This is a genomic window from Ruegeria sp. BE3 (assembly GCF_056538865.1).
Map to the genome: position 1 here is coordinate 539772 of NZ_JBQFTW010000001.1, position 25311 is coordinate 565082.

The window sequence follows — 25311 nt, forward strand, 5'->3', positions numbered from 1 at the left end:
ATGATTCGGCCAAGACGAATCACCCATCCCTGCAGGAGCATTGAATGGCCGCCAAGGATACGAACGAAGACCGCAAATCCGACGAGCAGGAACAGGAAATCTCGCTGGACATGAGCCAGGCCCAGGTCAAGAAGATGATCGCCGAGGCCCGCGAGAAAGGTTACATCACCTACGACCAGCTTAATCAGGTTCTGCCGCCTGATCAGGTCAGCTCGGAACAGATCGAAGACGTTATGTCGATGCTGTCCGAGATGGGCATCAACATCATCGAAGATGAAGAGGCCGAAGAGGAAGAGAACAAAGGCTCGACCGAGCTGGTCACCACCGAAGGCCCGCGCGAGGTTGCGCTGGCTGGTGCTGCAACCGAAAAGCTGGACCGCACCGACGATCCCGTGCGCATGTATCTGCGCGAGATGGGTTCGGTCGAACTGCTGAGCCGCGAGGGCGAGATTGCGATCGCCAAGCGGATCGAAGCCGGTCGCAACACCATGATTGCCGGTCTGTGCGAAAGCCCGTTGACCTTCCAGGCGATCACCATCTGGCATGACGAATTGCTGAGCGAAGACATTCTGTTGCGTGATGTCATTGATCTTGAGACGACTTTCGGCAATCAGCTGGACGAAGATGGTGAGGTTGAGGAACCGGTCGTAGACACATCCACAGTTCAGGCAGCCAAACCTGAAAAGGATACGGGTCCGGAGCTGGATGCTGACGGCAACCCGATCGCCAGCGACGACGATGACGACGAAGACGATCAGGCCAACATGTCACTTGCCGCGATGGAAGCGGCACTGAAGGATCAGGTTCTGACTACGTTGGAACGCATCTCGACCGACTTCGCAATGCTGTCCGAAATGCAGGACAGCCGGATTTCTGCGACGCTGAATGAGGATGGCACTTTCAGCGCGAAGGACGAAGAAACCTATCAGAAGCTGCGCGCTGAGATTGTTGAACTGGTGAATGGTCTTCACCTGCACAACAACCGGATCGAAGCTCTGATCGACCAGCTTTATGGCATCAATCGCCGGATCATGTCACTGGACAGCTCGATGGTGAAACTGGCTGACCAGGCTCGCATCAACCGTCGCGAGTTCATCGATGCCTATCGTGGCCGCGAGTTGGACCCGAACTGGCTGGCCGAAATGGCCGAGAAGCCGGGGCGGGGTTGGCAGATGTTCATCGAACGCTCGACCGAAAAGGTTGAGGAACTGCGCAACGACATGGCTCAGGTTGGCCAATATGTTGGTCTGGATATCCCTGAATTCCGCCGCATCGTGCAGCAGGTTCAAAAGGGTGAGAAAGAGGCGCGGCAAGCCAAGAAGGAAATGGTCGAAGCCAACCTGCGTCTGGTGATCTCGATTGCCAAAAAGTACACGAACCGTGGCCTGCAGTTCCTTGATCTTATTCAAGAAGGTAACATCGGCCTGATGAAGGCGGTGGACAAGTTCGAATACCGCCGCGGCTACAAGTTCTCGACCTATGCGACCTGGTGGATCAGGCAGGCAATCACGCGCTCGATCGCGGATCAGGCGCGCACGATCCGTATTCCGGTGCATATGATCGAGACGATCAACAAGCTGGTTCGGACCGGTCGTCAGATGCTGCACGAAATCGGCCGCGAGCCGACGCCGGAAGAGCTGGCCGAGAAGCTGCAGATGCCGCTTGAGAAGGTTCGCAAGGTAATGAAGATCGCCAAGGAGCCGATCAGCCTTGAGACGCCCATCGGCGACGAAGAAGACAGCCAACTGGGCGATTTCATCGAGGACAAGAATGCCGTGCTGCCGCTGGACAGCGCCATTCAGGAGAACCTCAAGGAAACCACGACACGGGTTCTGGCCTCGCTTACACCGCGTGAAGAACGTGTTCTGCGGATGCGCTTTGGCATCGGTATGAACACCGACCATACGCTGGAAGAGGTTGGTCAGCAGTTCAGCGTGACCCGCGAACGTATCCGTCAGATCGAGGCGAAAGCGCTGCGGAAGCTGAAACATCCCAGTCGGTCGCGGAAACTTCGGTCGTTCCTGGACCAGTAAGTCAAAGGCGCCCTGGGGCGCCTTTTTCTTTGTGTCGTTCACGATGGCCGAACTTCACTTCAATTTGGCGAGAACGCGCAAGGATCGCGTGGTGGCACGCTCTATATCGCGGGTGTCCACTCATGGGACAGGCCGGGGCGAGGTGGTGACGCTGATGACCCTCGGCCACCCTCAACTGCGGTTCAGAGGATGGTCGACGCGTTTGCGGAATGCGCTAGGGGCTTGTCCGGTCCAGCGCTTGAAGGCAGTGGAAAAGGCGGCCTGGTCAGAATAGCCCAGGCAATAGGAAATCTCGGACAGGTTCATGCCGTTCTTGATGAACGTCTGCGCCAGATCGCAGCGCAAATCCTCGACGATTTCACGATAGCTGGTCCCCTCATCCGACAACCGGCGCGCCAAGGTGCGCGGGCTAAGACCAAGCTCCGCCGCAGCTTCTTCGGCCTGAATGATGCCACCCGGCATTGAACCGGTGATCAGACCTTCGATCTTTGCCCGCGTCTTTTGCTGAGGTGAGCGACGCTCGGACAGCAGGCGCTCGGCATATTCCAGCAAATGAGCGCGCAAACTGGGGTCATAGGTCGGAACCGGGGTGTCCAGAGATGGCAGTGACAGGATGATCTCAAGCCGTTCCGCCCCGAATGCCACGGGGAACCCTCCGATTTTCGCGAATGCGTCCGCGTGCTGACCAACTTCGTGTTGAAAGCGAATTTCAATCGGTTGCAGCTGGGTTTGTGTTAACGCGCGCATCCGGGCAATGGCCGCGAACAACAGGAACTCGGTGCGGCGGTGATAGCGGTGGAATCCGGGGTCCTTCCAGTTCGCCTCGAGCGAGGCGGAGTTGCCCGACACACGCAGGCGGAAGGCCAGAGCCGGGTCGATGATGCCATGAAAACGTGCGGTGTTTTCCATCACCTGTTTCAGATCGCGTGAATATTTACTGATATAGGCCGTGACGCTTGATGAAGAGCTGAACTGCAGCCCTGCGCTTGCGCCAAAGGTGATATCGCCGACCGCGTCGCAGGCATGGCGTACAAACAGCGCCTCTTTATGCGCACTGTACTGAGTTGCTGGTGGAGCGATATCTGACCGTTGCAAATCGCTGTACCCGAGTACGCGATCAACGACCATTGCATTTGCACGGGCCTCAAGTGCGTGGGACAGCAACTGAATTCTGGAGATATCAACGTCCATCTATCCTGCCTGAAACACATGCGAATGTATCTGTACAGCCTAGCGGTAATACTGCACGCAACGCCAGCATTTGGACGATGACCTGAACTCGCAAGGAATTGACCGGAATTGCCAAGACGGACGGCCTGACCCGAAGTATCTTGAAATTGTTGTCGGGTTTGCACCTTTATCGGGGATAAGGTCAGAGCCTGGGCGAGCGGTCTACCAAACCGTCTCAACGGGTTCCCCGGCACCTCCCGTTCCATTCATGTCGCATTGCAGCGGTCCGATGAGCGTGCGAGCATTCCGCAATTCTGCGGCAACTCTTTTAAATATCATGCCAGACCTGACCATGCCGGAAACTGATCTGATCGTCTTTGACGGTGAATGCGTGCTGTGTTCCGGTTTCTTTCGGTTCATGTTGCATCACGACAAGGAACATCGGTTCCGCTTTGCCACTGCGCAGTCTCGGCTTGGGCAACGGCTTTATGCGCAGCTGGGTCTGCCGGTCACGGATTTTGAAACCAATCTGGTCATCATCAACGGGCGGGTTCACCAAAGGCTGGATGCCTTTGCGGCGGCGATGCGGGCTTTGCCGGGGCTGTGGCGGGTTCTTGCACTTTGCCGATACCTGCCGCGCATCGTAAAAGACCCACTTTATCATGCGATTGCCCGAAATCGATACGCGTTGTTTGGGCGGCGTCAGACCTGTCTAATTCCTGATCCGTCGCTAACCGAGCGGTTTGCAATCGATGGATTCTGACGACGATCCGTTTTTGCAAGCGCTCGCTGGAGGGCGGGGTCTGCCGCCAGCCGTCCGAGCCTTGCATCGGCGCGAAGGGCGGTATCTCGGGCGTTGCGATGTCACGCGGGGCAGGGGGCCGTTTGTGGCGATGGCTCTGCGTGCCGGTAGGTTCCCGCCCTCGGGCCAGGACCTGCCCGTATCGCTCAACATTCAGCGCGATGGTGACAGATGGATTTGGACGCGTGACTTCGCGGGTCACAAGACCCGTTCGTGGCTCAGCGTTGATCGATCTCGGGACTGCGTCCGCGAGCAAATCGGAGTGCTGACGATTTGGATGCGGCCCAGCCCTGCCGAAGCAGGATTGAGCATCGCGATCCATCGGCTCTGCCTGTTCGGCATTCCGTGCCCGCGGTCTCTGCTGCCCCGATCGGCTTCGACCGAAGGCGAGGATGATCAATCGCGGTTTTGTTTCGACATCTCAGCATATTTGCCCGGAGGTGGTCTGTTGATCCGATATCAGGGTTGGCTGGCACCCGATAACGAAAATCAGGGTGTCGCCTGAAATGATTGTGAGGCACACTGTTCTGACGAGCGCGCCGGGCTAAGCTATACCTCAGGTGGAAACAGGAAGATGGTAACGATGAAACAGTTTATCTCATTGGTGATTGCGGCTCTGATGGCGCTGAGCGTACCTGTCACCGCAAACGCGTCCCGCAATGGTTTTCAGACCGCGGCGATCAATAATACCGAATTCGAAGTTATTCCGCGCGGGCGCCAGGACATTGACGGTTATTGGTGTGCGGCTGCTGACTTTGCACGCCGAAATCTGGGAGCAGGTTGGCAGGACAGGATCTATGTGCTGCGCGGCTATGGCCCAAGTGTCACGACGGGGCGCAAGACAGCTGTTCAGTTTGCGCTGAAGATGCCCGCCAATGTCGATCAGCAAGGCAGTATCTCTGTCGGGTTCAAAGCCGGTGACAGCATGTCGGTACAAGGTGCGAATGGCCGCTGTAATCGCCGGTTGCTGCGCAATTGATACATGGCGCAGTCTGAATTCACGATCCAGACGCAGGGCGCGGGACTCTATGAGTTTACCGCGCCCGTGCGTACGTGGCTGCAGCCGTTTTCAGATGGTTTGCTGACGCTCTTTGTGCGGCATACGTCGTGCTCATTGCTGATCCAGGAAAATGCCGACCCCGAGGTTCAGACCGACTTGCGCGCCTTCTTCGACCGACTGGTGCCGCCTTCGGATCATCCTACGATGTCCTATCTGCGCCACACTTATGAGGGACCGGACGACATGCCTGCTCATATCAAGGCGGCGATGATGCCGGTTTCGCTGTCGATTCCGGTCACAGCCGGGCAGCCTGTTCTGGGCACATGGCAAGGCATCTATCTGTTTGAACACCGTAACGCCCCGCATTTGCGAAAGGTTGCAGCGCACTTCTCGTGACCCTTTATTTAGCGGTGAAAAATTCCGACTACCCAAATCCTAGCGGCTGTCCTATAGTTGTGGATAAGTAGGCCGTAGTGCTTACAACAAGAGGCGGAACTAGGGACGAGGAGACGGCGGATGCGCTGCCCGTTTTGCGGAAATATCGATACTCAGGTCAAGGATTCACGCCCGGCAGAGGATCACGTGGCGATCCGCAGGCGCCGGTTTTGTCCGGCCTGTGGCGGCCGGTTCACCACCTACGAGCGCGTGCAACTGCGCGATCTGGTTGTCATCAAGACCAACGGAAAACGCGAGGATTTCGACCGCGACAAGCTTGAGCGTTCGATCCGCATTTCGATGCAGAAACGCCCGATTGAGCCGGACCGGATCGACCAGATGATCTCGGGCATCGTGCGCCGACTTGAGAGCATGGGCGAGACGGATATTCCATCCAATAAAATAGGTGAAATCGTCATGGAGGCGCTGGCCCGGATTGACACTGTTGCGTATGTTCGCTTTGCAAGTGTCTACAAGAATTTCCAGGCGGCCGATGATTTCGAGGAGTTCGTCCACGAGTTGCGCCCGCCGCAGCCCACGACGGATGAGTGAGCGAAACAGATAAGCGATTTATGGCGCTGGCCCTGTCACTAGGGCGGCGCGGCCAGGGCCAATGCTGGCCTAATCCCTCCGTCGGGTGCGTTGTCGTGCATAATGGGCGGATTGTCGGGCGCGGCTGGACGCAGCCCGGTGGACGTCCGCATGCAGAAACCGAAGCCTTGACACAGGCCGGGTCAGCGGCGGAGGGCGCGACGGCTTATGTCTCGCTTGAGCCATGCGCGCACCACGGAAAGACACCGCCCTGCGCACAGGCATTGATCGACGCCAAGGTCGCACGCGTCGTCTGCGCAATTGAGGACAGCGATCCGCGGGTGGCCGGGCGGGGCTTTGACATGTTGCGCGCTGCCGGGATCGACGTGCAGACCGGTGTCATGGCTTATGAGGCCGAGCAGGACCATGTCGGGTTCTTCCTAAAAACGGAACAAGGCCGCCCGTTTGTGACGCTCAAACTGGCCAGCAGCTTTGATGGGCGGATCGCAACGGAGAGCGGCCACAGCCAGTGGATCACGGGCCCCGAGGCGCGGCGGGCAGTCCATGCGATGCGTGCCCGGCATGATGCGGTTATGGTCGGGGCAGGGACGGCGCGGGCGGATGATCCGTCGCTGACAGTGCGCGATCTGGGCGTGACGCAGCAACCCGTACGTGTGATCGTGTCTCGCCATCTCGATCTGCCCTTGATGGGGCAACTGGCTCGGACTGCGAAAGATATTCCAGTCTGGCTCTGCCATGGCCCGCACCCCGATGCCGAACGCGCCCGCACGTGGGAGGGGCTGGGCGCAAGGTTAATTCCCTGCGCGCTTCAGGGGCATCACGTCGACGCCGCCGACCTTTTACAACAGCTTGGTCAGGCCGGTCTGACACGCATTTTCTGCGAGGGAGGGTCGGCTTTGGCAGGCTCTCTGCTCAAGGCTGATCTGGTGGACGAGCTGGTGGGCTTCACCGCAGGGTTGATGATCGGGGCCGAGGGGCTGTCTGCAATTGGCGCGCTTGGTCTTGAGACGCTCGAAGCCGCCCCCCGGTTCGATTTGATCGAGACGCGGGTTTTGGGCGGTGACCTCCTGCATCGCTGGGCGCGGACGACGCGCTGAAGGTCAACGCCACAGATGTGCGTAGGTCGCCAATGCGCCTTGGAGTTTCGACAGAATGCGATTGATCGGTCCCCGAGAGTATGACCCCTCCTGCGCCAGTCGCTCAACGGCGATTTCGACCGGGCAGGTTTGTCCGGTCTCTGGATCGAAATAGCGCGGATAATCGATCAGCGCAGCATGCACCAGGCCCAGCAAGGACGGCCGTGCCCCCCTGCGCGCCGGAACCGCTCCCAAGTCAACCGTTAGTCCCCAGCCTGCGTAAAAGGGTGCTCCCAGAGTGGTGACTTTCACATCGCGTAATAGCGCCTCGAAACCCATCAGGGATGTCATGGTCCAAAGCTCATCCACCTGCGTCAGCAGCGTCGCGGGATCGGTCTTGTAAGCGATCACGTCAGCCAGACCCTCGGCATCGATCTGCCCATCGCGCAATCCGGCTTCGACATCAGGATGGGGTTTGTAGATCAGAACCGCATCCGGGTTGGCCCTACGTGCTGCACGCAGTAGCTCCAGATTGGTGCGGACGGTGCTGGTGCCCAACCTGATCGAGGCGTCGTCTTCAACTTGTCCGGGCACCAGTATGCGGCGGCCTTCCGGAAGCAGCGGCGCGGGATCGCCTGTGTTGTACTTGCTCAGCCCGCCTGCCAACAGCTGCGCCAACAGGCGTTCGGCCCGGAGCCGTTGGTCCGGTCGCAGGGTTTCGCGCGCAGCGATCCATTCCTCCAGCCGACTTGGGCGTGTGGGGTCATAGTAGATGCCCAGATCATCCGTCACGAGCGAGAGGGGAGGGACAAGTTCCGCCCCCAGCCCGCGCGAACGCAAGAAGCCATCCTCAACGTGAATAACATCTGCCGATTCCCCGGCCCGGCTGGCCCAGCACATATGCGGCCCAGATGGTGTCTTTGGTGGCTCGGCCACAAACCGGAGCTTGCCATGCTGGCCGAACATCTGCTGCAGATGGCGGCGCTTCCAGACCCGCATGCCTGATGCCGTCCAGCCCTTATGATCCTCGCGCCACGCGCGGGTGGAAGCTTCGAGCGTGTCCAGCACGGTTGCAAGCTCGCACAGCCTGTCATGAAACGGATCATACCAGCGTGGATAAAGGATCATGGCTGCCGCGAACAATTGCGCGCGTGTCAGGTTGCGCTGGCGACGCTGCACGGGAAACTCGTCCTGCGTCAACCCCCAGCCAGCATAGAAGGGCTGACCGAATACACGAGGTTTATGCCCCGTCAATATCGCCTCGAACCCAAGTTGCGAGGACACCGTGTAAACGCCTACCGCCCCTTCGAGTAGGGATAACGGGCTGATCCGGTCGCTCAGGAACGAGATTCTCTCATTCAGGTCTTCTTGCAGGAAATATCCATCCCGATGACCAGTGGCAGTCTCCGGATGGGTTTTGATCAGAATACGTGCGCCCGGGTTTTCCTCTTGCGCGACGAACAGCATTTCCAGAAATCGTGCACGGCTCGCGCCGCTTGCCGTAACGGCTGCATCACCTTCTGTCTGGTCGATGACAAGAACGTAGCCCGGATCGGGGAGCGGCTGATTCAGATCGAAGGCGGAATACTTGCTCAGATGCAGTTCGTGCATGCGTGCGATACTGTCGCGTGCACGGTTCAGCAGTGCAGTGTTGTCCAGCGGGTGGGTGGCGAGAAGCGTTTCCAGATCGGACGGGGTGCTTGGATCGAAATGCAAGCCCGATCGATCCAGTAGCAGGCCAATCGGCGGTTCGCCCTCACGACCGGGGTGGAGCGAACGCAGGAACGCATCCTCGACCCGCAGAACCGCTGCGTCGCGCTTTTCAGCGATCGACAGCCCGCGATGCGCCGTCGGACTGTTGCCCCAGACGCCAACCAGATCTCGGGCCTGCGGCAGGCCGAGCTTTATGTCATAACCTGCTAGCGACAGAATGCGCCGCACCCGTCGCTGTGTCAGGAACCCCCCGTTGTAAACAAAAAGCCGAGAGCGTTCGCCCTCGGCTGGCTGTTCCGGCTCAACACGCATGTATCAGCCACCCGTTAGGGTTGCCACATTCGCGATCGGTGTCAGGCCTCCTGCGATGAGCGAGATGGATTTGGTCCACTGCGCATACGGGGCCTCGGTCACATAGATCGTGTCATCGTCGCGGATGACGAAATCGCGGGCGATGAACAAACCGTTGGGGGCGGTAAGGTTCAGCAGATAGATCATGCGCTGGTCGCCCTGAAGATCGGCTCGACCCACGACGTTTCGTGCGATGTCCTGACGTTCTTTGCGCAGTACGAAGATACCGGTCGGATCTGAAGAGAGCGATTGAAGGCCGCCGACCTGGGCCAGCGCTTCGAGCGCCGAGAGGTCCTGACTTTCAAAAGCCACGCGGGATTGCCCGCCAGTGGAACCCAGTGCGATATAGGACCGGCTGTCCTGTTCGACCAGAATACGGTCACCGCCACGCAGGGCGATGTCTGTTTCAGGGTTGCGGAACAGGTCGTCATACCAGATCGTACCGCGCTGATTGCCGCGAATGACGGTCACCAACGCGATGTCTGAGGCGACAGCCACACCACCCGCACTGGCCAACATGGTCGACAAGGTGCCAGTGGGGCGTTCGATCGGGTAAATCCCCGGCGCACCGATGGTGCCGGTCAGCGAAACCGTCGAGCCATCTCCGGGCGTGCGGCTGACCTGAACCTGCGGATCGGGGGTCTGCTCTTCCAGTTTTGAGGAAATCAGAGCGCGCAGTTGTTCGGGGGTATTGCCCGCGGCGCGAAGACGTCCGGCATAGGGCACGAAGATATAGCCGTCGCTGTCGACCTGCAATTCGGTCAGGCTGGCGGCGCCTCCTGCGGCAGAGGTCAGCAGACCATCCTCGACGTTCTCCCAGACTGTCAGGTTCAGGGTATCGCCGGGGCGAACGGTATCAGAGGCTACGCTCTGCGCGCTGCGGAAGGATTGTGAAAACCCGAATTGTGGAACGGCCGCAGCGGCGCGGGCGACGCGATCATCGACCTCGACAACAAAAGCGTTGCCGCCGTTTTCAAACGATCCGGCCAGGATTTCAGTTTTGTTCGGGCCGGATTTCGGAAGCTGGCACGCTGCCAGCAGGCCGAGAGCTGCCACAAGGACGGCCCCCCGTGTCCATCGGGTTGGAAAGCGCTGCACTGCCGATTTACCTCAGTCGTCTTTGTTTTGGGAAGGTTACCCGGTAGGTTGTGAAACTTCCAGCACCACTTGATCGGGGTCAGCGAACAAGCTGCAACTGTGGCGCGGGGGCCGCGTTGCGGCCAAGAACGACTTGATAGGGGTCCTGAGGCCGTAGCATCATGTCGACGGTCCGTCGCAACAATTGGCGTCGTCCGCGACGCGAATAAAACCCGCCCGGAACCTGGCTGGTTTCCAGCAGGAACCTTCGATAGGTGCGATAAGCCGCGCTGTCAGGTGCGGTTGGTGCGGCAAAAAACGCCTCGATGGATTGGCCGGATACGAATTCTGGCTTGTCATAGACAGACCGCCCGAAAAGCATAAGGGGGATACCGCGCCACAGCGCTTGCTGTCCCGCCGTAGAGTTTACGGTCACCGCTGATCGCGCTTCGGCCAGCAGCTTGGCCAGTTTGCCTCCGGGCACGTAATGCACACGATCACCGAGGCCGTGCGCACGTGCGAACTCCCGAGCAAGCAGTCGCAGAGGTTCGCGATGGTTCTCAAGCGGGTGTTCCTTGATGACCAGATGGTGATGCGCGTGCGCCCCTTTGGCGAAGCCTGCGATCACTTGCTCAAGAAAGCTGCTCATACAGCTGAAATCAGAATGCGATTGGACCGAGCTGTCATGGCCCAATTGCAGCAACACCAGATGATAGGGAAACCCGCCCCATTTGACTTTTGTCGTGGCGATCCTGCGTTGAATGCGATGAAACGGCATCAGGGATAGCCGTTTGAAATACAGCCGGAACTCTGTCGAAACCGGCAAGCTCCGGTGGGGTCGAAAATTGCGATAGCGGTGATTCAGGAACAAGACGAACCAATGGTAAAGAGCGCCATAAAAGATGTGCTGACGCATATCTCCCCAATGCGATGGCGGTGGTGGGGTTGGCCCTTCAGATTGCGCAAGCGCCGCTCGCATGTCGGCCACATCTAGCTTCATCAATCGAGAGTTCCCGTTCGAACCGTTGCGTTCATAGGTCACCCACCAAGGGCGCAGATATCCTTCCTCAAACACATGGACGGTCAGGCCACGCTCATTCGCGATGCGCACTGCCTGCGCGTGTACCGGTCGTGTATCGCCATAGAGCACGATGTCAGTCACGCTGTGGTCGCAGATCAGATCGCTGAACGCTTGCGGCCAGCGTTCGGGTGTGTCGAGATAAGGAATATAGCTGCCCCGGTCAGACCAGAACGCCTGATCACCAGCATTGAAACCAACGCGCCAGACCCGAGCCCCCGCCGCGCGCAGCATCCGACCCAGCGAATTGAAGAACGGGCCATGTGGTCCCTGTAGAAACAGAAACACGCGCCTGTCTGGGCAGGGGGGGCTGAGTGTCATAGGGTCTGCTCTTGCCGTGGTGTTGTGGTGCGTATTGCTAAAATTATGCCTCTTTGCCACTTTGACGGCAAGGCAGGGCTTGCCGGGTGGGTCATCGATCTTTACCTGCGAAGGCGAAGCTATGCTCCGAGGGTTACCAAAATGTTTACAGGCATCGTCACCGACATCGGCACCGTCACCGAACTGGACCAGCAGGGTGATCTGCGCGCCCGGATTGAAACTGCTTATGACACGGCAGGCATCGACATTGGCGCCTCGATCGCAAGCGATGGGGTGTGCCTGACCGTTATCGCGCTTGGTGACAACTGGTATGACGTTCAGATCAGCGCCGAGACGGTTTCGAAAACCAATCTGGACAGCTGGCGAGTCGGTAAACAGATCAATCTGGAGCGCGCCCTGAAAGTGGGTGATGAACTGGGGGGGCACATCGTCTCGGGTCACGTGGATGGCGTGGCCGAGGTCGTGGCCCTCAAGGATGAGGGCGATAGTACGCGGGTCACCCTGCGCGCGCCCGCCGATCTTGCACGGTTCATTGCGCCAAAAGGGTCTGTTGCGCTGAACGGAACCTCGCTGACGGTGAATGATGTAGAGGGTTGCGATTTTGGGATTAACTTCATCCCGCACACCAAAGAAGTCACAACTTGGGGCGATGTATCGGTCGGGGATCGGGTGAACCTCGAGATCGACACGCTGGCGCGGTACGTGGCGCGTTTGGCGGAAATGTCCTGAAACAGGCGCGTTGCTTGAGGTGTGCAGGCTTTGAGGACTGGTCTTTGCACCCTCACTGGTCTATTCCGCCCTGCAAACATGCCATCTGAAAGGCTGCCCCATGAGCTTTGAAACCCCCGGACCGGTCGAGGCCCAATTGCGCGAGGCGATCAGCCCGATCGAAGAGATCATCGAAGAGGCCCGCAGTGGCCGGATGTATATTCTGGTCGACCACGAAGATCGTGAGAACGAGGGTGATCTGGTTATCCCAGCGGAATTTGCTGATGCCGAGGCGATCAACTTCATGGCCACCTATGGGCGCGGCCTGATCTGTCTGCCCATGACGGCAGAGCGTGTCGAGCGTCTGGGTCTGCCGATGATGGCCGTGAACAACTCTTCCCGGCACGAGACAGCGTTCACCGTTTCGATCGAAGCACGTGAGGGAGTATCAACCGGGATATCCGCCGCTGATCGCGCGTTGACGGTGGCAACTGCGATCAACGAGCAGAACACCATGGCGCATATCGCGACCCCCGGTCATATCTTTCCACTGCGTGCCAAGCGGGGCGGGGTGTTGGTGCGCGCGGGCCATACCGAGGCCGCCGTTGATATCTCGCGTCTGGCGGGGCTGAATCCGGCGGGTGTGATTTGCGAGATCATGAAACAGGATGGCACCATGGCCCGCCTGCCTGATCTGGTCACGTTCGCCAAAGAGCATGGCATGAAGATCGGCACGATCAGTGATCTGATCAGTTATCGCTCGCGCAATGACAATCTGGTTGTGGAAACCTCGCGTGAGATGGTGAATTCAGAATATGGCGGCGAGTGGGAGATGCGGATTTTCACCGACCAGACCCATGGCATTGAACACGTTGTCATGATCAAGGGTGATATTACCACGCCAGAGCCGGTCCTGACACGAACCCATGCCTTGCATGAAGCGCCCGATATTCTGGGCCTCGGCCCAAAATCCTCGCGCGAACTGCCGCGGGCGATGGATAAGATTGCCGAAGAAGGGCGGGGCGTCGTTTGCCTGTTCCGTCAACCACGCAATTCGCTCTATGCGGCGGACGATGAGGGGCCGCGCACCATCAAGCAAACCGGTCTGGGCGCGCAGATCCTGTCTAAGATGGGTGTTCAGGAACTGGTGTTGCTGACGGATTCGCCGGAAACCGTGTATCTGGGGCTTGACGCGTTTGGCCTGTCCATCGTCGGCACCCGTTCGATCCTGAAGGAAGACTGATCATGGCTGAACAAGACAAGCACGGCATTCTGCCGACGCCGGCATTCGACAAACCGGTGAAGCTGCTGATCGTAGCCGCTCCGTTCTATCGCGCTATCGCTGACAATCTGATTGCGGGTGCCAAGGCCGAGATCGAGGCCGCTGGCGGTACCTGCGAGGTTGTCGAGGTGCCCGGCGCGCTGGAGATTCCCACCGCCATCGCCATGGCGGACCGTCAGTGCAATTTTGACGGCTATGTCGCGCTGGGCTGCGTCATTCGCGGTGAAACCACGCACTACGAAACCGTCTGCAATGACTCGAGCCGCGCCATCCAGCTGATGGGCCTGCAGGGGCTGTGCATCGGTAACGGCATCCTGACTGTCGAGAATGACGATCAGGCCGAGGTCCGCGCCAACCCCGAAAAGATGAATAAAGGCGGTGGCGCAGCTGCTGCGGCCTTGCATCTGATCGCGCTCAGCCGTAAGTGGGGCTCTTCCAAAAAGGGCGTGGGCTTCAAGCCGCCGTCCGAGTCCATCCTTGTGGCGGGCGACAGCAACGGATCCACGACAGCATGACCCAGACAGACGCGCCGAAACCGGCCAAACAGAAACGCCTGATGAAATCCGCCGCCCGGCTTTATGCCGTGCAGGCGCTGTTCCAGATGGAGCAGTCAGGCCAGACGACCGAACAGGTTGTGAATGAGTTTCTGGATCACCGGTTTGGCGCTGTCTATGAAGGCGAAGAAATGCTGGATGGCGATATCAGCGTCTTCCGCAAGCTGGTTGATGACGCTGTGAACTATCAGGCGCCCATCGACCAGATGACCGACCGGGCTTTGGTGGCAAAATGGCCCATCGCGCGCATCGATCCGACACTGCGCGCTGTGTTCCGTGCGGCTGGTGCAGAGCTGACCCAAAGCGATACACCGCCGAAAGTCGTCATCACCGAATTCGTTGACGTGGCGCGTGCGTTCTTCCCCGATGGTAAAGAGCCCAAATTCGTCAACGCCGTGCTCGACCACATGGCGCGCGAGGCCCAGCCCGAGGCGTTCTGACGCCTTTACCGCGACCAGACATGCGCTAAACTGAATGTCAGAGCGCAAGGAGGTTCGCCATGCCCAAACTGGTCCGTCTCTATATCACGCAGGTTGCTTGGGGTTTTGTCATCTCGGCTGTGTTTGTCGGGGTGCTGCTGGCACTCAACGTAGCCAATCTGCGCCACCTCATTACCAGTTCGGAAATCGGTCTGATCGCACTTGCGATGATCTGGTTCATGAACGGGATTGTCTTTGCGGGTGTTCAGTTCGCCTATGCAATCATGAGCATGGCGGAAAAGCCCAACAAACCACGCGGCGGAACACCTGTTGCGCATGGGCTGAAGCCAGCGCCCATTAAGCAGGAAGCCCACACAGGGCGCTGAATTTTCTGGAAAATATGTGGCGGGACCACCAGTCAACCGTGCGGTTTGATTCCCGAGGACCTGTATGTACAGGTGGGCGCCAGGTAATCAGGCCAGGACCTGAACAGAGCCAGCCCCCTCGGAATTGCTTAAGGCCACCAGAATGCTACCTGTCACAAGAAGGGCAGAACCCGCCACAGGCCTAACTAGGGCGTCTGACGGGTTCGCACAAGGGGTCAGGCGTCAACAGTTTCGTGCAAGGCTGTGCGCATCTTGCCGAAATGTTCGTCCCAACCATTGTCCAGCGCAAGGATCAGACCGAAAGCGTCAGCACTCTGTGGCAGTCCTTCGTGAACTAGCGCGAGGCGAGTGCCGCCCGCAACAGGCTCCAGCGTCCATTTCACAACGCTGACGGCATCACCCATCGGTTTCACTGTGAATGTGTATTCCAGGTAATGCGGTTCACGGGCTTCGCGCACTTCACCCCAGATCAGAAGGTCTCCGCTCGTGGTGCCGAACATCTCGAGCTTTTCTCCTGCCGCAAGAGGGCGCTGTGGTTTATGGAACCATTCGGCCAGACGCTCGGGTTGGGTGAGGTAGGCCCAGACGGTTTCAGGCTCGGCACGCAGGAAGATGGTTTTCTGCAATACGGCGTTCGTCATTTCTTATTCCTTTCAATGGCTTCTTTCAGATTGGCAAGGCGGTCGTCCCAGAACCGGTCGAAGAAACTGAGCCAGTCCAAGACCGGAGCCATCCCTTTGGGTTCAAGGCGATTGATACGTTCACGCCCGCGAGCCTCTACGGTGATCAACCCGCCGTCCGATAGTACGGTCAGGTGCTTTTTGACGGCGGCGCGGGTCATGTCGAAGCGCTCGGTCAATTGCGCGATCGTCATATCCTGCGCCGCCAGCATCTGAACGATGTCGCGGCGGGTCGGGTCCGCCAGTGCGCGGAACGCGTTTTGGGTCTGTGTGTTCATCGGGCACCTCAGATTAGATACCATTTGGTTTCATATTATTGCGATACCAAATGGTACTGTGTCAAGTTGCTTGATTTTTGTTCACGAATTGTTCACATTTGAAGCATGACACTCGACCTGCAACCCGGACAGAAACTTGCGCGCGGCGTATCGCGTCACTTGGCGACCCATGGCTATGTTTCGATTGAAGAATTCGTCCCATCCCGCGGGCTGCGAGTGGATGTGATGGGCCTGGGCCCCAAGGGTGAATTGTGGGTGGTCGAATGCAAGTCCAGCCGCGCCGATTATCAGTCGGATTCCAAGTGGCAGGGCTATCTGGAATGGTGCGACCGATTCTTCTGGGCGGTTGATACGGATTTCCCGACCGAGCTTTTGCCAGCGGAAACAGGTCTGATCATCGCCGATGCTTACGACGCGGAAATAATCCGCATGGGGCCCGAAAGCAAATTGGCCCCTGCGCGACGCAAGAAGATGGTGCAGAAATTCGCAGTGGATGCGGCCCGTCGTCTGCAGACCCTGCGCGACCCTCGGATTTAATCTTTGACCGCCCGAGCTGCCTGCGCGGCCGCGCGGATTTCCTCGGCGATTTCTTCGGCTTCTTCAGGATCGAAATCCATTGGTATCTCGACACCGGGGCCTTCGATGAACAGGCGTACCATGCCATGATCGGTCGGGCCGATCTGCAGGTTCGCTTCGATATCGCGTTCGGTGTTAATACCCATGTTCGCCTCCGGGAAATGCGTCTTGGTGCTAACGTGCGATGGGTTGAGAATCAAGCGGACTATGAGGTCAGATAAAGCATGGAGACGATCACTCTCAGACCATTCCGCGCCGGGGATGCGCCGTGGTTGGTTGAACAACATGATGCGCTGTATACCCGCGACGAAGGATTTGATGACAGTTTTGGCCCTCTGGTGGCGCGCATCTTAGAGGATTTCATCGCGAACAATGATCCGGCTTGCGAACAAGGTTGGATCGCCGAGCGAGAGGGCCAAAGATTAGGCAGTATTTTCTGCGTCAAGCAGGATGATCAAACAGCCAAGCTGCGCCTGTTTCTGTTGGTGCCGGAAGCGCGCGGGAAGGGGCTGGGAAAACGATTGCTGACCACTTGTATGGGCTTTGCGCGTGACGTTAGATATCACGAGATGGTGCTTTGGACGCATGAAAGCCACGCGGCCGCCTGCGGGCTTTACCGCGCTTACGGATGGGAGCTGATTGACAGCAAGCCGGTGCATTCTTTCGGAGTCGATCTGGTCGAACAAAGCTGGCGAATTCGGCTTTAATCCCCTTGCAATCCCCGCACGCCTTCGCTAAATCGCCCTTCACGAGTGCCGCCTTAGCTCAGTTGGTTAGAGCGCTGGATTGTGGATCCAGAGGTCCCCTGTTCAAGCCAGGGAGGCGGTACCATTTCCCAAAACCTCAGAACGGTTTGCCCTATGCAAGTCTTTCGGTATATCCGGTGCTTGGCAAAAGCCGCATCCTGAAGACATGAGCATGACATGCCGGAAAAACATTCCATAGACATCCGCAGAAGCGCACGCCTGAGCGTAGCGCCCATGATGGATGGGAGCGACGCTTTCTGAAACCCCTTGTTTTATTGATCTCTCGGGGGGCTATGGAATTTTGTAGCACCATTTGTAGCACCAAGGTCTTGTTATTCTGAACAATTTACCCAGCTGGGATGAAGTATGAAAGTCGCCCGGAAGATGCTTCGGTGGTTCAAGGAAAGAAGCCACAAGCCATACCATTCCACTGAAACGTCGAGTGGAAAAGCAATCATGGAAAAGTTGTCGTCAATGTCCCATTTGCAAGAATATTTGAGCTACTACACGACGCTCACGGCTCCTGGTTATGCCGTATTGGTCACCGGAGACTGGGGAACCGGTAAGACCTACCAAGTCAAGAGCTGCCTTCCTGAAGAAGATCGACTGTATGTCAGCCTATTCGGTGTTCAGACTGTTGAACAGCTTCATTCCGAGGTATTCGCTGCCGCCGCCCCGACCATGGCGAAAGCCGAGAAGATGGTTGGCAAAGGAAGCGACATCGTCGCGGGAATGAAAGGCCCCTGGGCTTTGGCAGGTGCCATCCCGAGCGTATTTAACGCAGTTTTCAAGCGGGAAATCGAACCCACGAAAACCCTTGTGTTCGATGACCTGGAGCGCAGTGATCTGGAACTCAAGGATGTCTTGGGTGCGATCAATTCTTACGTTGAGCACTTGGGGTTTCGTGTCGTCGTTGTTGCACATGACGAAAAGCTCGCTGAGGAGTTCCTTCAGATGAAGGAGAAGACTTTTGGTCAGAGCATCCGAATTGAGCCTCAAATCGAAGATGCGCTGTCCCACTTCCTTGAGGACATCGGAAACCCGTCAGCAAAGAAATTTGCATCCAATCACAGAGCCCAGATTCAGGACACCTTCCTTCGTTCGGAGGCCCAATCCCTCCGTGTTCTTCGTCATGTGATCGAAGATTTGACGAGGTTGCATGATGCCTTGGGGACGGAACACCTTGAAAATACAGGTGCTATGGAGGAGCTGGTAAACACCTTTGTGGCATTCCAGATCGAGGTGAGAGCGGGAAACCTGAGGGAGAAAGACCTGCGCAATCGGCATGGTGTCCGCGTGGGGTATATGATGCGAATTCAGGGGAATGCGCAGAATCCCCCTGAAACACCCCCGCTGGTGACGGCAGATGAAAAGTATCCTGAGATCGACTTGGAAACTGGGATGCTGAACGATGCCGTCTTGGCTTCTATGTTGATTGATGGACGATTTCCCAAGGAGGAAATCCGTGCTTCGATAGATAATTCACCGCATTTCATAGTTCCTGGTGACGTTCCAGCCTGGAAGGTAGTCTCCCATTTTGATGAGTTGGATGATGAAACTGTTGAAGAAGCTCGAAAGCGGATGGATCATCAGTTTGAAAATCGTGAGGTGACTGAATCCGGCGAGATGCTGCATATCTTTTGTTTGCGAATGATGATGGCTGAATTCGGAATTTCTGAACAGAAAGTGGAAGACGTAGTTTCCGAAAGCAAAATTTACATTGATGACTTGCTGAAAGTGGGGGCACTTCCTCCCCGTGGAACGGACTGGCGATGGTTTGATGGTTTTCAGGACGCTTATGATGGGTTCGTTTACTGGGGGCGAGAACGGCATGCGGCAGCTTTCAAGGAAATCTGGGATCATCTGATCGCTTGTAGGGAAACGGCTTTCCAAAGGACAATACCGGCTATCCTTGATGATCTTCTCCGGCAGGTTGCTGAGGATCCGAAGGAGTTCTTTGAGGCGGTCTCCCCAACCAATAACGGGCCTAATCCGTATGCGATGATCCCGTTACTCCAGGAAGTGCCGCCCAAAAAGTTTGTTGAAGCTTGGTTTTCAGCAGATCGCAACGGCTGGCGAAAAGTAACCTACGCTCTCGAAAATCGGTATAGCTCCAACCTGTTGGAGCGCGACCTTTCTCCGGAGAAGGATTGGGCACTACAAGTACTGAAAGAACTTGAGCGGCGCGCTGATGAAGAGGTTGGCTTCCGGTCGCTGCGTATCAACAGAATTCGACCGAAGGTTCTCGTGGAATTGGCCCAGGCGGTGCAAGATGCTGAGACTGAGGCGATGTCGGATGGGGCATAGAGAGGCCGGATCTCAGAGCGGGAAAGAGGCCGCAAACGATCATTCAGCTGCATAGTCGCCCATCCTGGCTTTTGCAGCGGTGCGTCGTTGCTCAATGTAATGTGCCAAGTGGAGCAGGGGTACCTTGCTTGTGCGTAGATTCTTTCGACAAGCAGGGAACTCAAAACAGATCAGTCCCTTCTTGATCTTTCGTTCAAGAGCTTCTGGTTCAAGGCCAAAGTACTCTCTCGCCATCTGTGAGAAGGAGATCTCGTCGCGTCCATCATGGCGAGCTAACAGCAGCATCAACGTCGTCATATCAGTCTCAGCCAGCATGCATTTTCAGTTCTTTCGCGGCGGCGGCCCGTCTCTCATCAACGTAGTCCGCCAAATCCATCAGATGGACGCCCTTGGCGCATTTCTGGCTTTCTTCCTCCATGAGCACGAGTGGTAGCAGAATTTCCCCAGCTCGGATCTTTTCGTGGAACTTCCCGACAGACAGTTTGAACCAATCGCGCGCGACGGTTTCCGTGTCGATAATCGCTTTTGCATTGTACATTGCCATCATCATGATCGCCGTGTTCATTGGATTTCCTCTTGATTGACAGCCTTTTCGTAGGGGCTGCCTGGGTTGCGAAAACCGCCACCCACGGCGACGGTTTTGAGGAAATGGCTCAAATCGATTTTTGCAGAAGGAATTTTTGTAGGGGTTTGAAACCTCATTTTCGTGCGAAAAAGGTGGCAGAAGTGAAAACCAGTTTCACACTTGAACCAGCAACTTTTCGGTTTCGCGGATGGCAGCGGTTTTGTCATCGAGCGCGCGCTTGGCGCCACGCAGCTGCCGCCATCGCCATGCGAGATTGATGAGATCAATCGCTTTCGCGTCGAAGATCTGCTCGGTCTCGATATTCTGCTTCAGCGCTCGATCACCCAGGCCTTCACGATACTGGTTGGTGAATTTTCTGATATGCTCACCCAGCAGGTGAAGGCGATCCTCATCCAATTCCTCCAATCCGCGTCGCTCATGGAGGTTCTGCAGCAGATCCTGAGTGAGTTGTTTCGTTGTGCCCAGAGGCACGAGCCCCGTTTCCTGCCATTCGCCGGCAAGCAGGCGACCATGATAGATTGCCGCCAGCGTCAGCTCGTGAACCTCGCGTTCGGTCTCGATATCCATGTTGGATCCTCCAGTTGGTGAGGCCGCCCCGTGCGGCCTCTCAAGACGCCGGTGGGAGGAGGACCCTACCGGCGGGTGCGCTCACGCGGCGCGCGGGAAGTCCAGCCGGTCGAAAAGCCGGAGCAGGACATCCTGGAGGGCTTCGGTCAGCAGGCACAGGTCTTCGACGTAAGGGGCACTGGGGTCGAGATCCGCGAAATATGCAGCTTCCGGTCGGTTTGGATCATGCACATGCTCCAGCGAGAGCAACTCATGGAGACGCGCCAGGCCCTGTTGCAGACGCCGGGTGAGTACCGGGGCGTTGCAGACATCGTCGATCAGCGCGAGAGTCGCCTTCAACGCAGGTCTTCCGCCAAGAAGCAGAGATGCATTCTGGAGAGCTTCGGAATGGAACCGCAGAAAGTCCTGCAATTCGCCATGCGCCGGGGTAGTCAGGTCGAACATCACGTTCTCCTCGGTTACCGAGCGCAGGACGCGCGCGGCTTCAAGACCCGGCTGGGCTTGGGCATTCCCGGACCGGCCATTCACAGCCGACCCGGGCACCCACACTCTCGAAACGAGGAACCGTTTTTACCCGACCCCTGAGGAGCTTGCGTTTCCGGTCGCGCCCTCGGCCCAAAGGGTGCGACCGGAAATGCAGGATCCATCAGGGTTTGCCCGACCATCTTGGAAATCCTCGGAGATTTCTCCGGACATGTCTGTGCCGACGCTGTTGCCGCGGGGCTGTCCGCCGTAGGCTTCATGTCCTGATAGCTCGTGGCATATGCCGTTGGGGAGGTGGGTGGGGGCGCTTTTCTCCCCCTGGCGTGGCCAGGGCCGCTGGCTACGCCCCTGAAACGGGCACGGACCTGTCCGGCATCACGCTGCCTCCAGAACAGGGAGCATTCCATCGCGTTTCAGCTCGTAATACTTGGTTCGGCCGATGCCGAGTTTTTCCCAGGGTTTTTCACGCGAGGCGTTGTTCTTTGCCAAGTATTCCTCCCGGGACACGGCACCATTCCCAGAGCGACGCTGCCGTTCCGCCTCCGCCTTACGACGCCTTCTTTCCGAAACCGGGATGACCTGCTGTAGGCCAAGACGGCGCGCCATTTCGGGCGTGACGCCGAGTCCATCGGCGATCGTCGCGCCTTTGTAATGATATCGACCATCCCCCCAGACCGACGCCGTTCTGGTGAGCCTGGCCTTCTTCTCGGCCTGTTTGGCGATCGCATTAACTTCCCCGGGCTTCAGCCCGGGTGTTGCCCTCGCGGCCATCTTCTTCACTTCCCCTTCGATGTCCCTGATGCCGGGAATGTGCGTGAGGCAAGTCGCATGGAAATGCAGCCAGGTGTTCCGCAAGCCTGACGGGATCACGCCGCCGTGGGCATTTCGAAAGATTTCCAGATCATCCAGGATCAGCTTGAAACGCTTCGCCTGCGGCAGCCCTTTGGGCACTGATATGCCGCTGGGCCGCTTCTTCCCTTTCTTTTGCTTTTTACGCTCCTCCAATTCCTCGCGGGTCGGTCTGCCACTGGCCCTGAAGATTTGATTTGCCAGGGCATCAAAGCCATGACGCCTTCCGGTGCCGCCCGAGATACGGACCTCCTTGCCGGATTTTTCATTGATGGTGCCGGGGATACGAAAAACCCTTGTGGCATCCCGGCAGGCCATATCCGCCCCAAAAGATGTGGAGAACTCGATCAGGGCGCGCATCGCCCCTTGCCAGCGCGGGAGCGCCGAAACCGGGGTTTGCTCGATCAGCCAGATAGCAGCGATCCCCCGACCGGTGTGGATGAAGATGGATGGCTGTGGCATTCCAGAAACCAGCAGATGCGCGGAATATGCCGCCTGCACCTCGTCCGGTGATTTCCCACACCATTGCGGGGCGTCGAAATAGTCGAGATCTACATAGAGAGAGTTCAGTGCAGCCAGGTGCCTGCCTTGTCGCCCCTTCCAGAAGCGGTTGAGGGTCAGAAAGCTGGTTTGATCGAGAAACAGCGGCATCTGCATGATCATGCCTGCGTGTTCGAGCGAAAAGTTCTCCACTTCGTCGTCGCCTTGCTTGCACAGAACCGCCGCACGCCCTCGGGAGCCTTCAGGGTGCAACAGGCGGAAGTATTCTTCGGCAGAGAGGTCTGAAATCTGGTCGAGCGGGGCGAATTCGCTGGGATCTACATGCTTCATCCCAGGGAATTACGTCCCGTGTGGAAAGCACGGAAAAAATCGGCTTGAATTGGTTTTCAGGCTGAAACCAGCGCCAGGCAGCAACGCGTCCGAATGTCTGTCAGCGACATTCAGACAAACTTATCTGACTTACTTACCGACGAACTTTCCGACTTTACTAACGAACAAACATACCTATCAACTTACTGACATTCCTTGTTTTTCAAGGTCAGGTAAAAAAGTTTGAAAGTTTGTTTCTCCGTTTTTGGAAACGGACCCAAGTCCCTCCTGCAAACGGCAACAACAGGAGTAAGTCATGCCTCGCACCCCTCTCAATTCCGACGAGAAGATCATCGAAACTGGTGAAATCCTGGAGAAAAAACTCGGTCGAGAGATCACCGCAACAGACATTCACAAAGCCTTGGAAGGCAAGGGCAACTACGCCCGGATTCGCAGGGTCTGGGAAGATCATCTTGCAACGAAAGGTGAAGAACAGCCCCAGGACACCCCGCTGCCAGACGACACTCAAGAACAGATCAGCAAAGCGGTGACTGCACTTGAAGCGAGTGTGGAGACCATCGTTCGGGGGCAGATCGCTCGAATGACAGAACAGAGTGTCCGGCAATTCGCTCTCCGCGAACGCGACTTTGCCATGCTTGAGGCCGCACATGCGAAGAAAGTTCAGGCGCTGGAGGAAGAGATCGCATATTTGACCGACTGCCTCGACCGGATTGAAGCAGAAAAAGTGCTCACATATGTCGATGCCCCCGACGTCGTACCCGCACAACCTGCGGCGTCAAAACCGGCTCCGGCTGCGGCCGCGCTGGCGGAGACTCGTAAGCGTCCAAATCGACCTCTGAAGAAAACTCATCCGGAGGCTCGCAAGACGGCTCTTTCACTCCCGTCTGGGCCGAAGAAATCGCCATCTCCCACATCGAAGCCGACCTGACGCTGTCGAACTGCGCGGAAGTTTCGACGACGGTCTCCGCTTCCGCAGCAGTCCTTGCATCCTGAAGCCGACGTTTTTCAGCGTCGGCTTTTTCCTTTCTTGCGGCTTCCCGTTCCGTTGCAATCCGGGCAGATTCTTCCAACCGGTCCTGTTCGCGCTGCAAGGCCCGCAGTTGCAGCCAAGTGCGCCAGAGCTCATCATTGTGCTCCCGGATTTCGGCCCTGCGTTGCCCCGCCGTGCTGGTATCGCCTCCATCTTCTTCCAGACGGCGTGACCTTTCGGCCCGGCGTGGACCAAGGTGATCCTGAGGAATGAGGCCGGCCGGGGCATCTCCGGCCCTGGCCATATCTTCATAGGATCGCAGATCGACCCGTGCCGGCGAGCCGATCCGTTTCAGCGCCGCATTGGTCCTTTTCTGCCACTCCTGACGAATGCGAAGGATCTCTTCGGGGCCGGTCTTCCTGTCATCCAGAATTCTGGTCTTGTCGCCGAACGAACCGGTTTCCGGGCAAACCTTGCGGGTCGTCAACATGATGTGCGCATGGAAATTCAGGTTGGTCCGCTTGCTGTCGAAGAGAGCGGCTTCATAAATCTTCGGGTTCTTTCGGAAGAACCGCCTCGCCCGTGCTTTCCTTTCAAGGTGCGGATTCTTGAAGCGAGGGGCATGAATATTCGCCTGGACCGCCACGCCGTATTGGTCTCGAAGCCAGAGAGAAAACCCTCGAACGAGCCTGACCTGGTCGGCCAGCGGTAGCTCGGCCGGCAAGGAAGGGCGAAGTTCCCGGATGACGCGGGCATTGCGCCGGTTTTCGGCCTGTTCTGCTGCATTCCAAAGATCTCCTGGCCTTCCGCTCCAATTTATCAACTCGTGTGACAGAAGCCCTCCCTTGGCTTTGCCGGAAAAACGCTTGCCGAGGCGCGTGTCCTGGTAAGTGGCACGCGCCGTGTAGGCGGCGGACTTGACGGCGGAGCGGCCATCGGCACGAGAATGAACAACGACTTCAAGTCGACTTGCTGGATGTATCATGAAGAGGATATCGGTCCCGATCCCGATATCCGCTCCCAAGCCCCGCCGGCCAGGCGCGCAGGCTAACCCCCGGTTTGCGTAACTGCGCGCATCGCCTTTTCAGGGCGTGCGAGGGCCGCGCTCAGGGCGGCAGGGTGAGACACCTATTCAAAGATAGGAGCGATCATTCAAACAGGGCACCACTTCCTGTTCGACCACCATCGATATGGGAGAACGAAATGGCGGATTTGGAAGCGAAAATCGAACACGCTCGACAGCGGCTCAGGGATCTTCAGGCGCAGGCGCAAAAACAGAAGCGCCGCAACGAGACGCGAAGGAAAATCATCTACGGCGCCGCTTTGCAAGAACACCTCGGGCAATTAGAAGCCTCGAAGAGGGAGGCCACCTTGGCATGGTTACACAAGAGAATTACTCGGCCCACCGACCGGCGTTTTTTGGGGCTGCCAGATGCCTTGAAAAACGGCGATCCTGAAAAGAAAGCTTGAACCCTGTTTGC

30 protein-coding genes and 1 tRNA gene are annotated in these 25311 nt (G+C 57.6%); 17 read left to right on the plus strand and 14 right to left on the minus strand.

Going from position 1 to position 25311, the window contains the following annotated elements; genetic code table 11:
• The first annotated feature begins 44 nt into the window (after positions 1 to 44).
• Positions 45 to 2033 carry an RNA polymerase sigma factor RpoD gene (rpoD, locus tag ACR0AZ_RS02625; RefSeq protein WP_480469363.1) on the plus strand — a complete coding sequence of 663 codons (1989 nt, stop codon included), beginning with the start codon at positions 45 to 47 and terminating at the stop codon, positions 2031 to 2033.
• Positions 2034 to 2204: 171 nt separating this feature from the next.
• Here rpoD and ACR0AZ_RS02630 read toward each other — a convergent pair whose 3' ends face one another.
• The gene (locus tag ACR0AZ_RS02630) at positions 2205 to 3224 is read right to left on the minus strand and encodes a helix-turn-helix domain-containing protein (protein WP_480666704.1); all 1020 of its coding nucleotides are present in this window, start codon (positions 3222 to 3224) and stop codon (positions 2205 to 2207) included.
• A gap of 316 nt (positions 3225 to 3540) precedes the next feature.
• Between ACR0AZ_RS02630 and ACR0AZ_RS02635 the strand changes: the two genes are divergently transcribed.
• From ACR0AZ_RS02635 to ribD, 6 genes are all read left to right on the plus strand, one after another.
• Positions 3541 to 3966 (plus strand): thiol-disulfide oxidoreductase DCC family protein, encoded by a 426-nt coding sequence (locus ACR0AZ_RS02635; protein WP_480666705.1) that lies wholly within the window; start codon positions 3541 to 3543, stop codon positions 3964 to 3966.
• Complete coding sequence (locus tag ACR0AZ_RS02640; protein ID WP_480666707.1) at positions 3956 to 4510, plus strand: DUF4166 domain-containing protein; 555 nt, start codon at positions 3956 to 3958, stop codon at positions 4508 to 4510. Before ACR0AZ_RS02635 ends, ACR0AZ_RS02640 begins: the two co-directional genes overlap by 11 nt.
• Before the next feature lie 78 nt (positions 4511 to 4588).
• Positions 4589 to 4984, plus strand: a complete 396-nt coding sequence (locus ACR0AZ_RS02645) for a hypothetical protein (protein WP_480657264.1) — start codon at positions 4589 to 4591, stop codon at positions 4982 to 4984.
• 3 nt (positions 4985 to 4987) lie between these two features.
• Positions 4988 to 5401: a secondary thiamine-phosphate synthase enzyme YjbQ gene (locus ACR0AZ_RS02650; protein ID WP_480657265.1), complete on the plus strand. Its 414-nt coding sequence runs from the start codon at positions 4988 to 4990 to the stop codon at positions 5399 to 5401.
• Positions 5402 to 5521: 120 nt separating this feature from the next.
• A complete protein-coding gene (gene nrdR / locus ACR0AZ_RS02655) occupies positions 5522 to 5992 on the plus strand; it encodes a transcriptional regulator NrdR (protein WP_480469369.1) in 471 nt (156 codons plus the stop codon).
• Positions 5989 to 7089 carry a bifunctional diaminohydroxyphosphoribosylaminopyrimidine deaminase/5-amino-6-(5-phosphoribosylamino)uracil reductase RibD gene (gene ribD, locus ACR0AZ_RS02660; RefSeq protein WP_480469370.1) on the plus strand — a complete coding sequence of 367 codons (1101 nt, stop codon included), beginning with the start codon at positions 5989 to 5991 and terminating at the stop codon, positions 7087 to 7089. Before nrdR ends, ribD begins: the two co-directional genes overlap by 4 nt.
• Before the next feature lie 3 nt (positions 7090 to 7092).
• Here the strand turns inward: ribD and ACR0AZ_RS02665 are convergent, their stop codons facing one another.
• From ACR0AZ_RS02665 to ACR0AZ_RS02675, 3 genes are all read right to left on the minus strand, one after another.
• Positions 7093 to 9093 carry a capsular polysaccharide biosynthesis protein gene (locus tag ACR0AZ_RS02665; protein ID WP_480666708.1) on the minus strand — a complete coding sequence of 667 codons (2001 nt, stop codon included), beginning with the start codon at positions 9091 to 9093 and terminating at the stop codon, positions 7093 to 7095.
• A gap of 3 nt (positions 9094 to 9096) precedes the next feature.
• Positions 9097 to 10230, minus strand: a complete 1134-nt coding sequence (locus ACR0AZ_RS02670) for a polysaccharide biosynthesis/export family protein (protein ID WP_480469372.1) — start codon at positions 10228 to 10230, stop codon at positions 9097 to 9099.
• Between the two features lie 79 nt (positions 10231 to 10309).
• Entirely contained in the window at positions 10310 to 11608 is a 1299-nt protein-coding gene (locus ACR0AZ_RS02675; RefSeq protein WP_480666709.1) for a capsule biosynthesis protein, read from the minus strand.
• A 141-nt stretch (positions 11609 to 11749) separates the two neighbouring features.
• Between ACR0AZ_RS02675 and ACR0AZ_RS02680 the strand changes: the two genes are divergently transcribed.
• The 5 genes from ACR0AZ_RS02680 (at position 11750) to ACR0AZ_RS02700 (ending at position 14957) form a co-directional block, all read left to right on the plus strand.
• Entirely contained in the window at positions 11750 to 12337 is a 588-nt protein-coding gene (locus ACR0AZ_RS02680) for a riboflavin synthase (RefSeq protein ID WP_480469374.1), read from the plus strand.
• Positions 12338 to 12437: 100 nt separating this feature from the next.
• Positions 12438 to 13559 (plus strand): 3,4-dihydroxy-2-butanone-4-phosphate synthase, encoded by a 1122-nt coding sequence (gene ribB / locus ACR0AZ_RS02685; protein ID WP_480666710.1) that lies wholly within the window; start codon positions 12438 to 12440, stop codon positions 13557 to 13559.
• A 2-nt stretch (positions 13560 to 13561) separates the two neighbouring features.
• Complete coding sequence (locus tag ACR0AZ_RS02690) at positions 13562 to 14113, plus strand: 6,7-dimethyl-8-ribityllumazine synthase (protein ID WP_480469376.1); 552 nt, start codon at positions 13562 to 13564, stop codon at positions 14111 to 14113.
• Positions 14110 to 14592, plus strand: a complete 483-nt coding sequence (nusB, locus tag ACR0AZ_RS02695) for a transcription antitermination factor NusB (RefSeq protein WP_480469377.1) — start codon at positions 14110 to 14112, stop codon at positions 14590 to 14592. The genes ACR0AZ_RS02690 and nusB overlap by 4 nt, the downstream gene beginning before the upstream one ends.
• A 59-nt stretch (positions 14593 to 14651) precedes the next feature.
• The gene (locus ACR0AZ_RS02700; RefSeq protein ID WP_480469378.1) at positions 14652 to 14957 is read left to right on the plus strand and encodes a hypothetical protein; all 306 of its coding nucleotides are present in this window, start codon (positions 14652 to 14654) and stop codon (positions 14955 to 14957) included.
• Between the two features lie 215 nt (positions 14958 to 15172).
• Here ACR0AZ_RS02700 and ACR0AZ_RS02705 read toward each other — a convergent pair whose 3' ends face one another.
• Both ACR0AZ_RS02705 and ACR0AZ_RS02710 read right to left on the minus strand, forming a co-directional pair.
• Positions 15173 to 15598, minus strand: coding sequence for an SRPBCC family protein (locus ACR0AZ_RS02705; RefSeq protein ID WP_480469379.1), 426 nt, complete (start codon positions 15596 to 15598; stop codon positions 15173 to 15175).
• Entirely contained in the window at positions 15595 to 15915 is a 321-nt protein-coding gene (locus tag ACR0AZ_RS02710; RefSeq protein ID WP_480469380.1) for an ArsR/SmtB family transcription factor, read from the minus strand. The genes ACR0AZ_RS02705 and ACR0AZ_RS02710 overlap by 4 nt, the downstream gene beginning before the upstream one ends.
• Positions 15916 to 16020: 105 nt before the next feature.
• Here ACR0AZ_RS02710 and ACR0AZ_RS02715 point away from each other — a divergent pair, with 105 nt between their 5' ends.
• Positions 16021 to 16452, plus strand: a complete 432-nt coding sequence (locus ACR0AZ_RS02715) for an MmcB family DNA repair protein (RefSeq protein WP_480657275.1) — start codon at positions 16021 to 16023, stop codon at positions 16450 to 16452.
• Here the strand turns inward: ACR0AZ_RS02715 and ACR0AZ_RS02720 are convergent.
• Positions 16449 to 16637, minus strand: coding sequence for a DUF6324 family protein (locus ACR0AZ_RS02720; protein WP_480657276.1), 189 nt, complete (start codon positions 16635 to 16637; stop codon positions 16449 to 16451). The genes ACR0AZ_RS02715 and ACR0AZ_RS02720 overlap by 4 nt on opposite strands.
• A gap of 78 nt (positions 16638 to 16715) precedes the next feature.
• Here ACR0AZ_RS02720 and ACR0AZ_RS02725 point away from each other — a divergent pair, with 78 nt between their 5' ends.
• The 3 genes from ACR0AZ_RS02725 (at position 16716) to ACR0AZ_RS02735 (ending at position 19544) form a co-directional block, all read left to right on the plus strand.
• Positions 16716 to 17198, plus strand: coding sequence for an N-acetyltransferase family protein (locus tag ACR0AZ_RS02725; protein ID WP_480657277.1), 483 nt, complete (start codon positions 16716 to 16718; stop codon positions 17196 to 17198).
• A 47-nt stretch (positions 17199 to 17245) separates the two neighbouring features.
• Positions 17246 to 17322, plus strand: a tRNA-His gene (locus ACR0AZ_RS02730).
• Positions 17323 to 17693: 371 nt separating this feature from the next.
• Positions 17694 to 19544, plus strand: a complete 1851-nt coding sequence (locus ACR0AZ_RS02735) for a hypothetical protein (protein WP_480666711.1) — start codon at positions 17694 to 17696, stop codon at positions 19542 to 19544.
• Positions 19545 to 19583: 39 nt separating this feature from the next.
• On the opposite strand, the gene ACR0AZ_RS02740 is transcribed toward ACR0AZ_RS02735, so the two are convergent.
• From ACR0AZ_RS02740 to ACR0AZ_RS02770, 7 genes are all read right to left on the minus strand, one after another.
• Positions 19584 to 19841: a pyocin activator PrtN family protein gene (locus tag ACR0AZ_RS02740; protein ID WP_480666712.1), complete on the minus strand. Its 258-nt coding sequence runs from the start codon at positions 19839 to 19841 to the stop codon at positions 19584 to 19586.
• 7 nt (positions 19842 to 19848) lie between these two features.
• Positions 19849 to 20109: a pyocin activator PrtN family protein gene (locus ACR0AZ_RS02745; protein WP_480666713.1), complete on the minus strand. Its 261-nt coding sequence runs from the start codon at positions 20107 to 20109 to the stop codon at positions 19849 to 19851.
• Positions 20110 to 20283: 174 nt separating this feature from the next.
• Positions 20284 to 20697, minus strand: coding sequence for a hypothetical protein (locus tag ACR0AZ_RS02750; protein WP_480666714.1), 414 nt, complete (start codon positions 20695 to 20697; stop codon positions 20284 to 20286).
• 81 nt (positions 20698 to 20778) lie between these two features.
• The gene (locus ACR0AZ_RS02755; RefSeq protein WP_480666715.1) at positions 20779 to 21141 is read right to left on the minus strand and encodes a hypothetical protein; all 363 of its coding nucleotides are present in this window, start codon (positions 21139 to 21141) and stop codon (positions 20779 to 20781) included.
• Positions 21142 to 21555: 414 nt separating this feature from the next.
• The gene (locus ACR0AZ_RS02760) at positions 21556 to 22860 is read right to left on the minus strand and encodes a hypothetical protein (protein WP_480666716.1); all 1305 of its coding nucleotides are present in this window, start codon (positions 22858 to 22860) and stop codon (positions 21556 to 21558) included.
• 208 nt (positions 22861 to 23068) lie between these two features.
• Positions 23069 to 23464 (minus strand): hypothetical protein, encoded by a 396-nt coding sequence (locus ACR0AZ_RS02765; protein ID WP_480666717.1) that lies wholly within the window; start codon positions 23462 to 23464, stop codon positions 23069 to 23071.
• 124 nt (positions 23465 to 23588) lie between these two features.
• On the minus strand, positions 23589 to 24815 hold the full coding sequence (locus tag ACR0AZ_RS02770) for a MobA/MobL family protein (protein WP_480666718.1): 1227 nt from the start codon (positions 24813 to 24815) through the stop codon (positions 23589 to 23591).
• A 218-nt stretch (positions 24816 to 25033) separates the two neighbouring features.
• Between ACR0AZ_RS02770 and ACR0AZ_RS02775 the strand changes: the two genes are divergently transcribed.
• Positions 25034 to 25300 carry a hypothetical protein gene (locus ACR0AZ_RS02775; RefSeq protein ID WP_480552452.1) on the plus strand — a complete coding sequence of 89 codons (267 nt, stop codon included), beginning with the start codon at positions 25034 to 25036 and terminating at the stop codon, positions 25298 to 25300.
• Positions 25301 to 25311 lie beyond the last annotated feature (11 nt).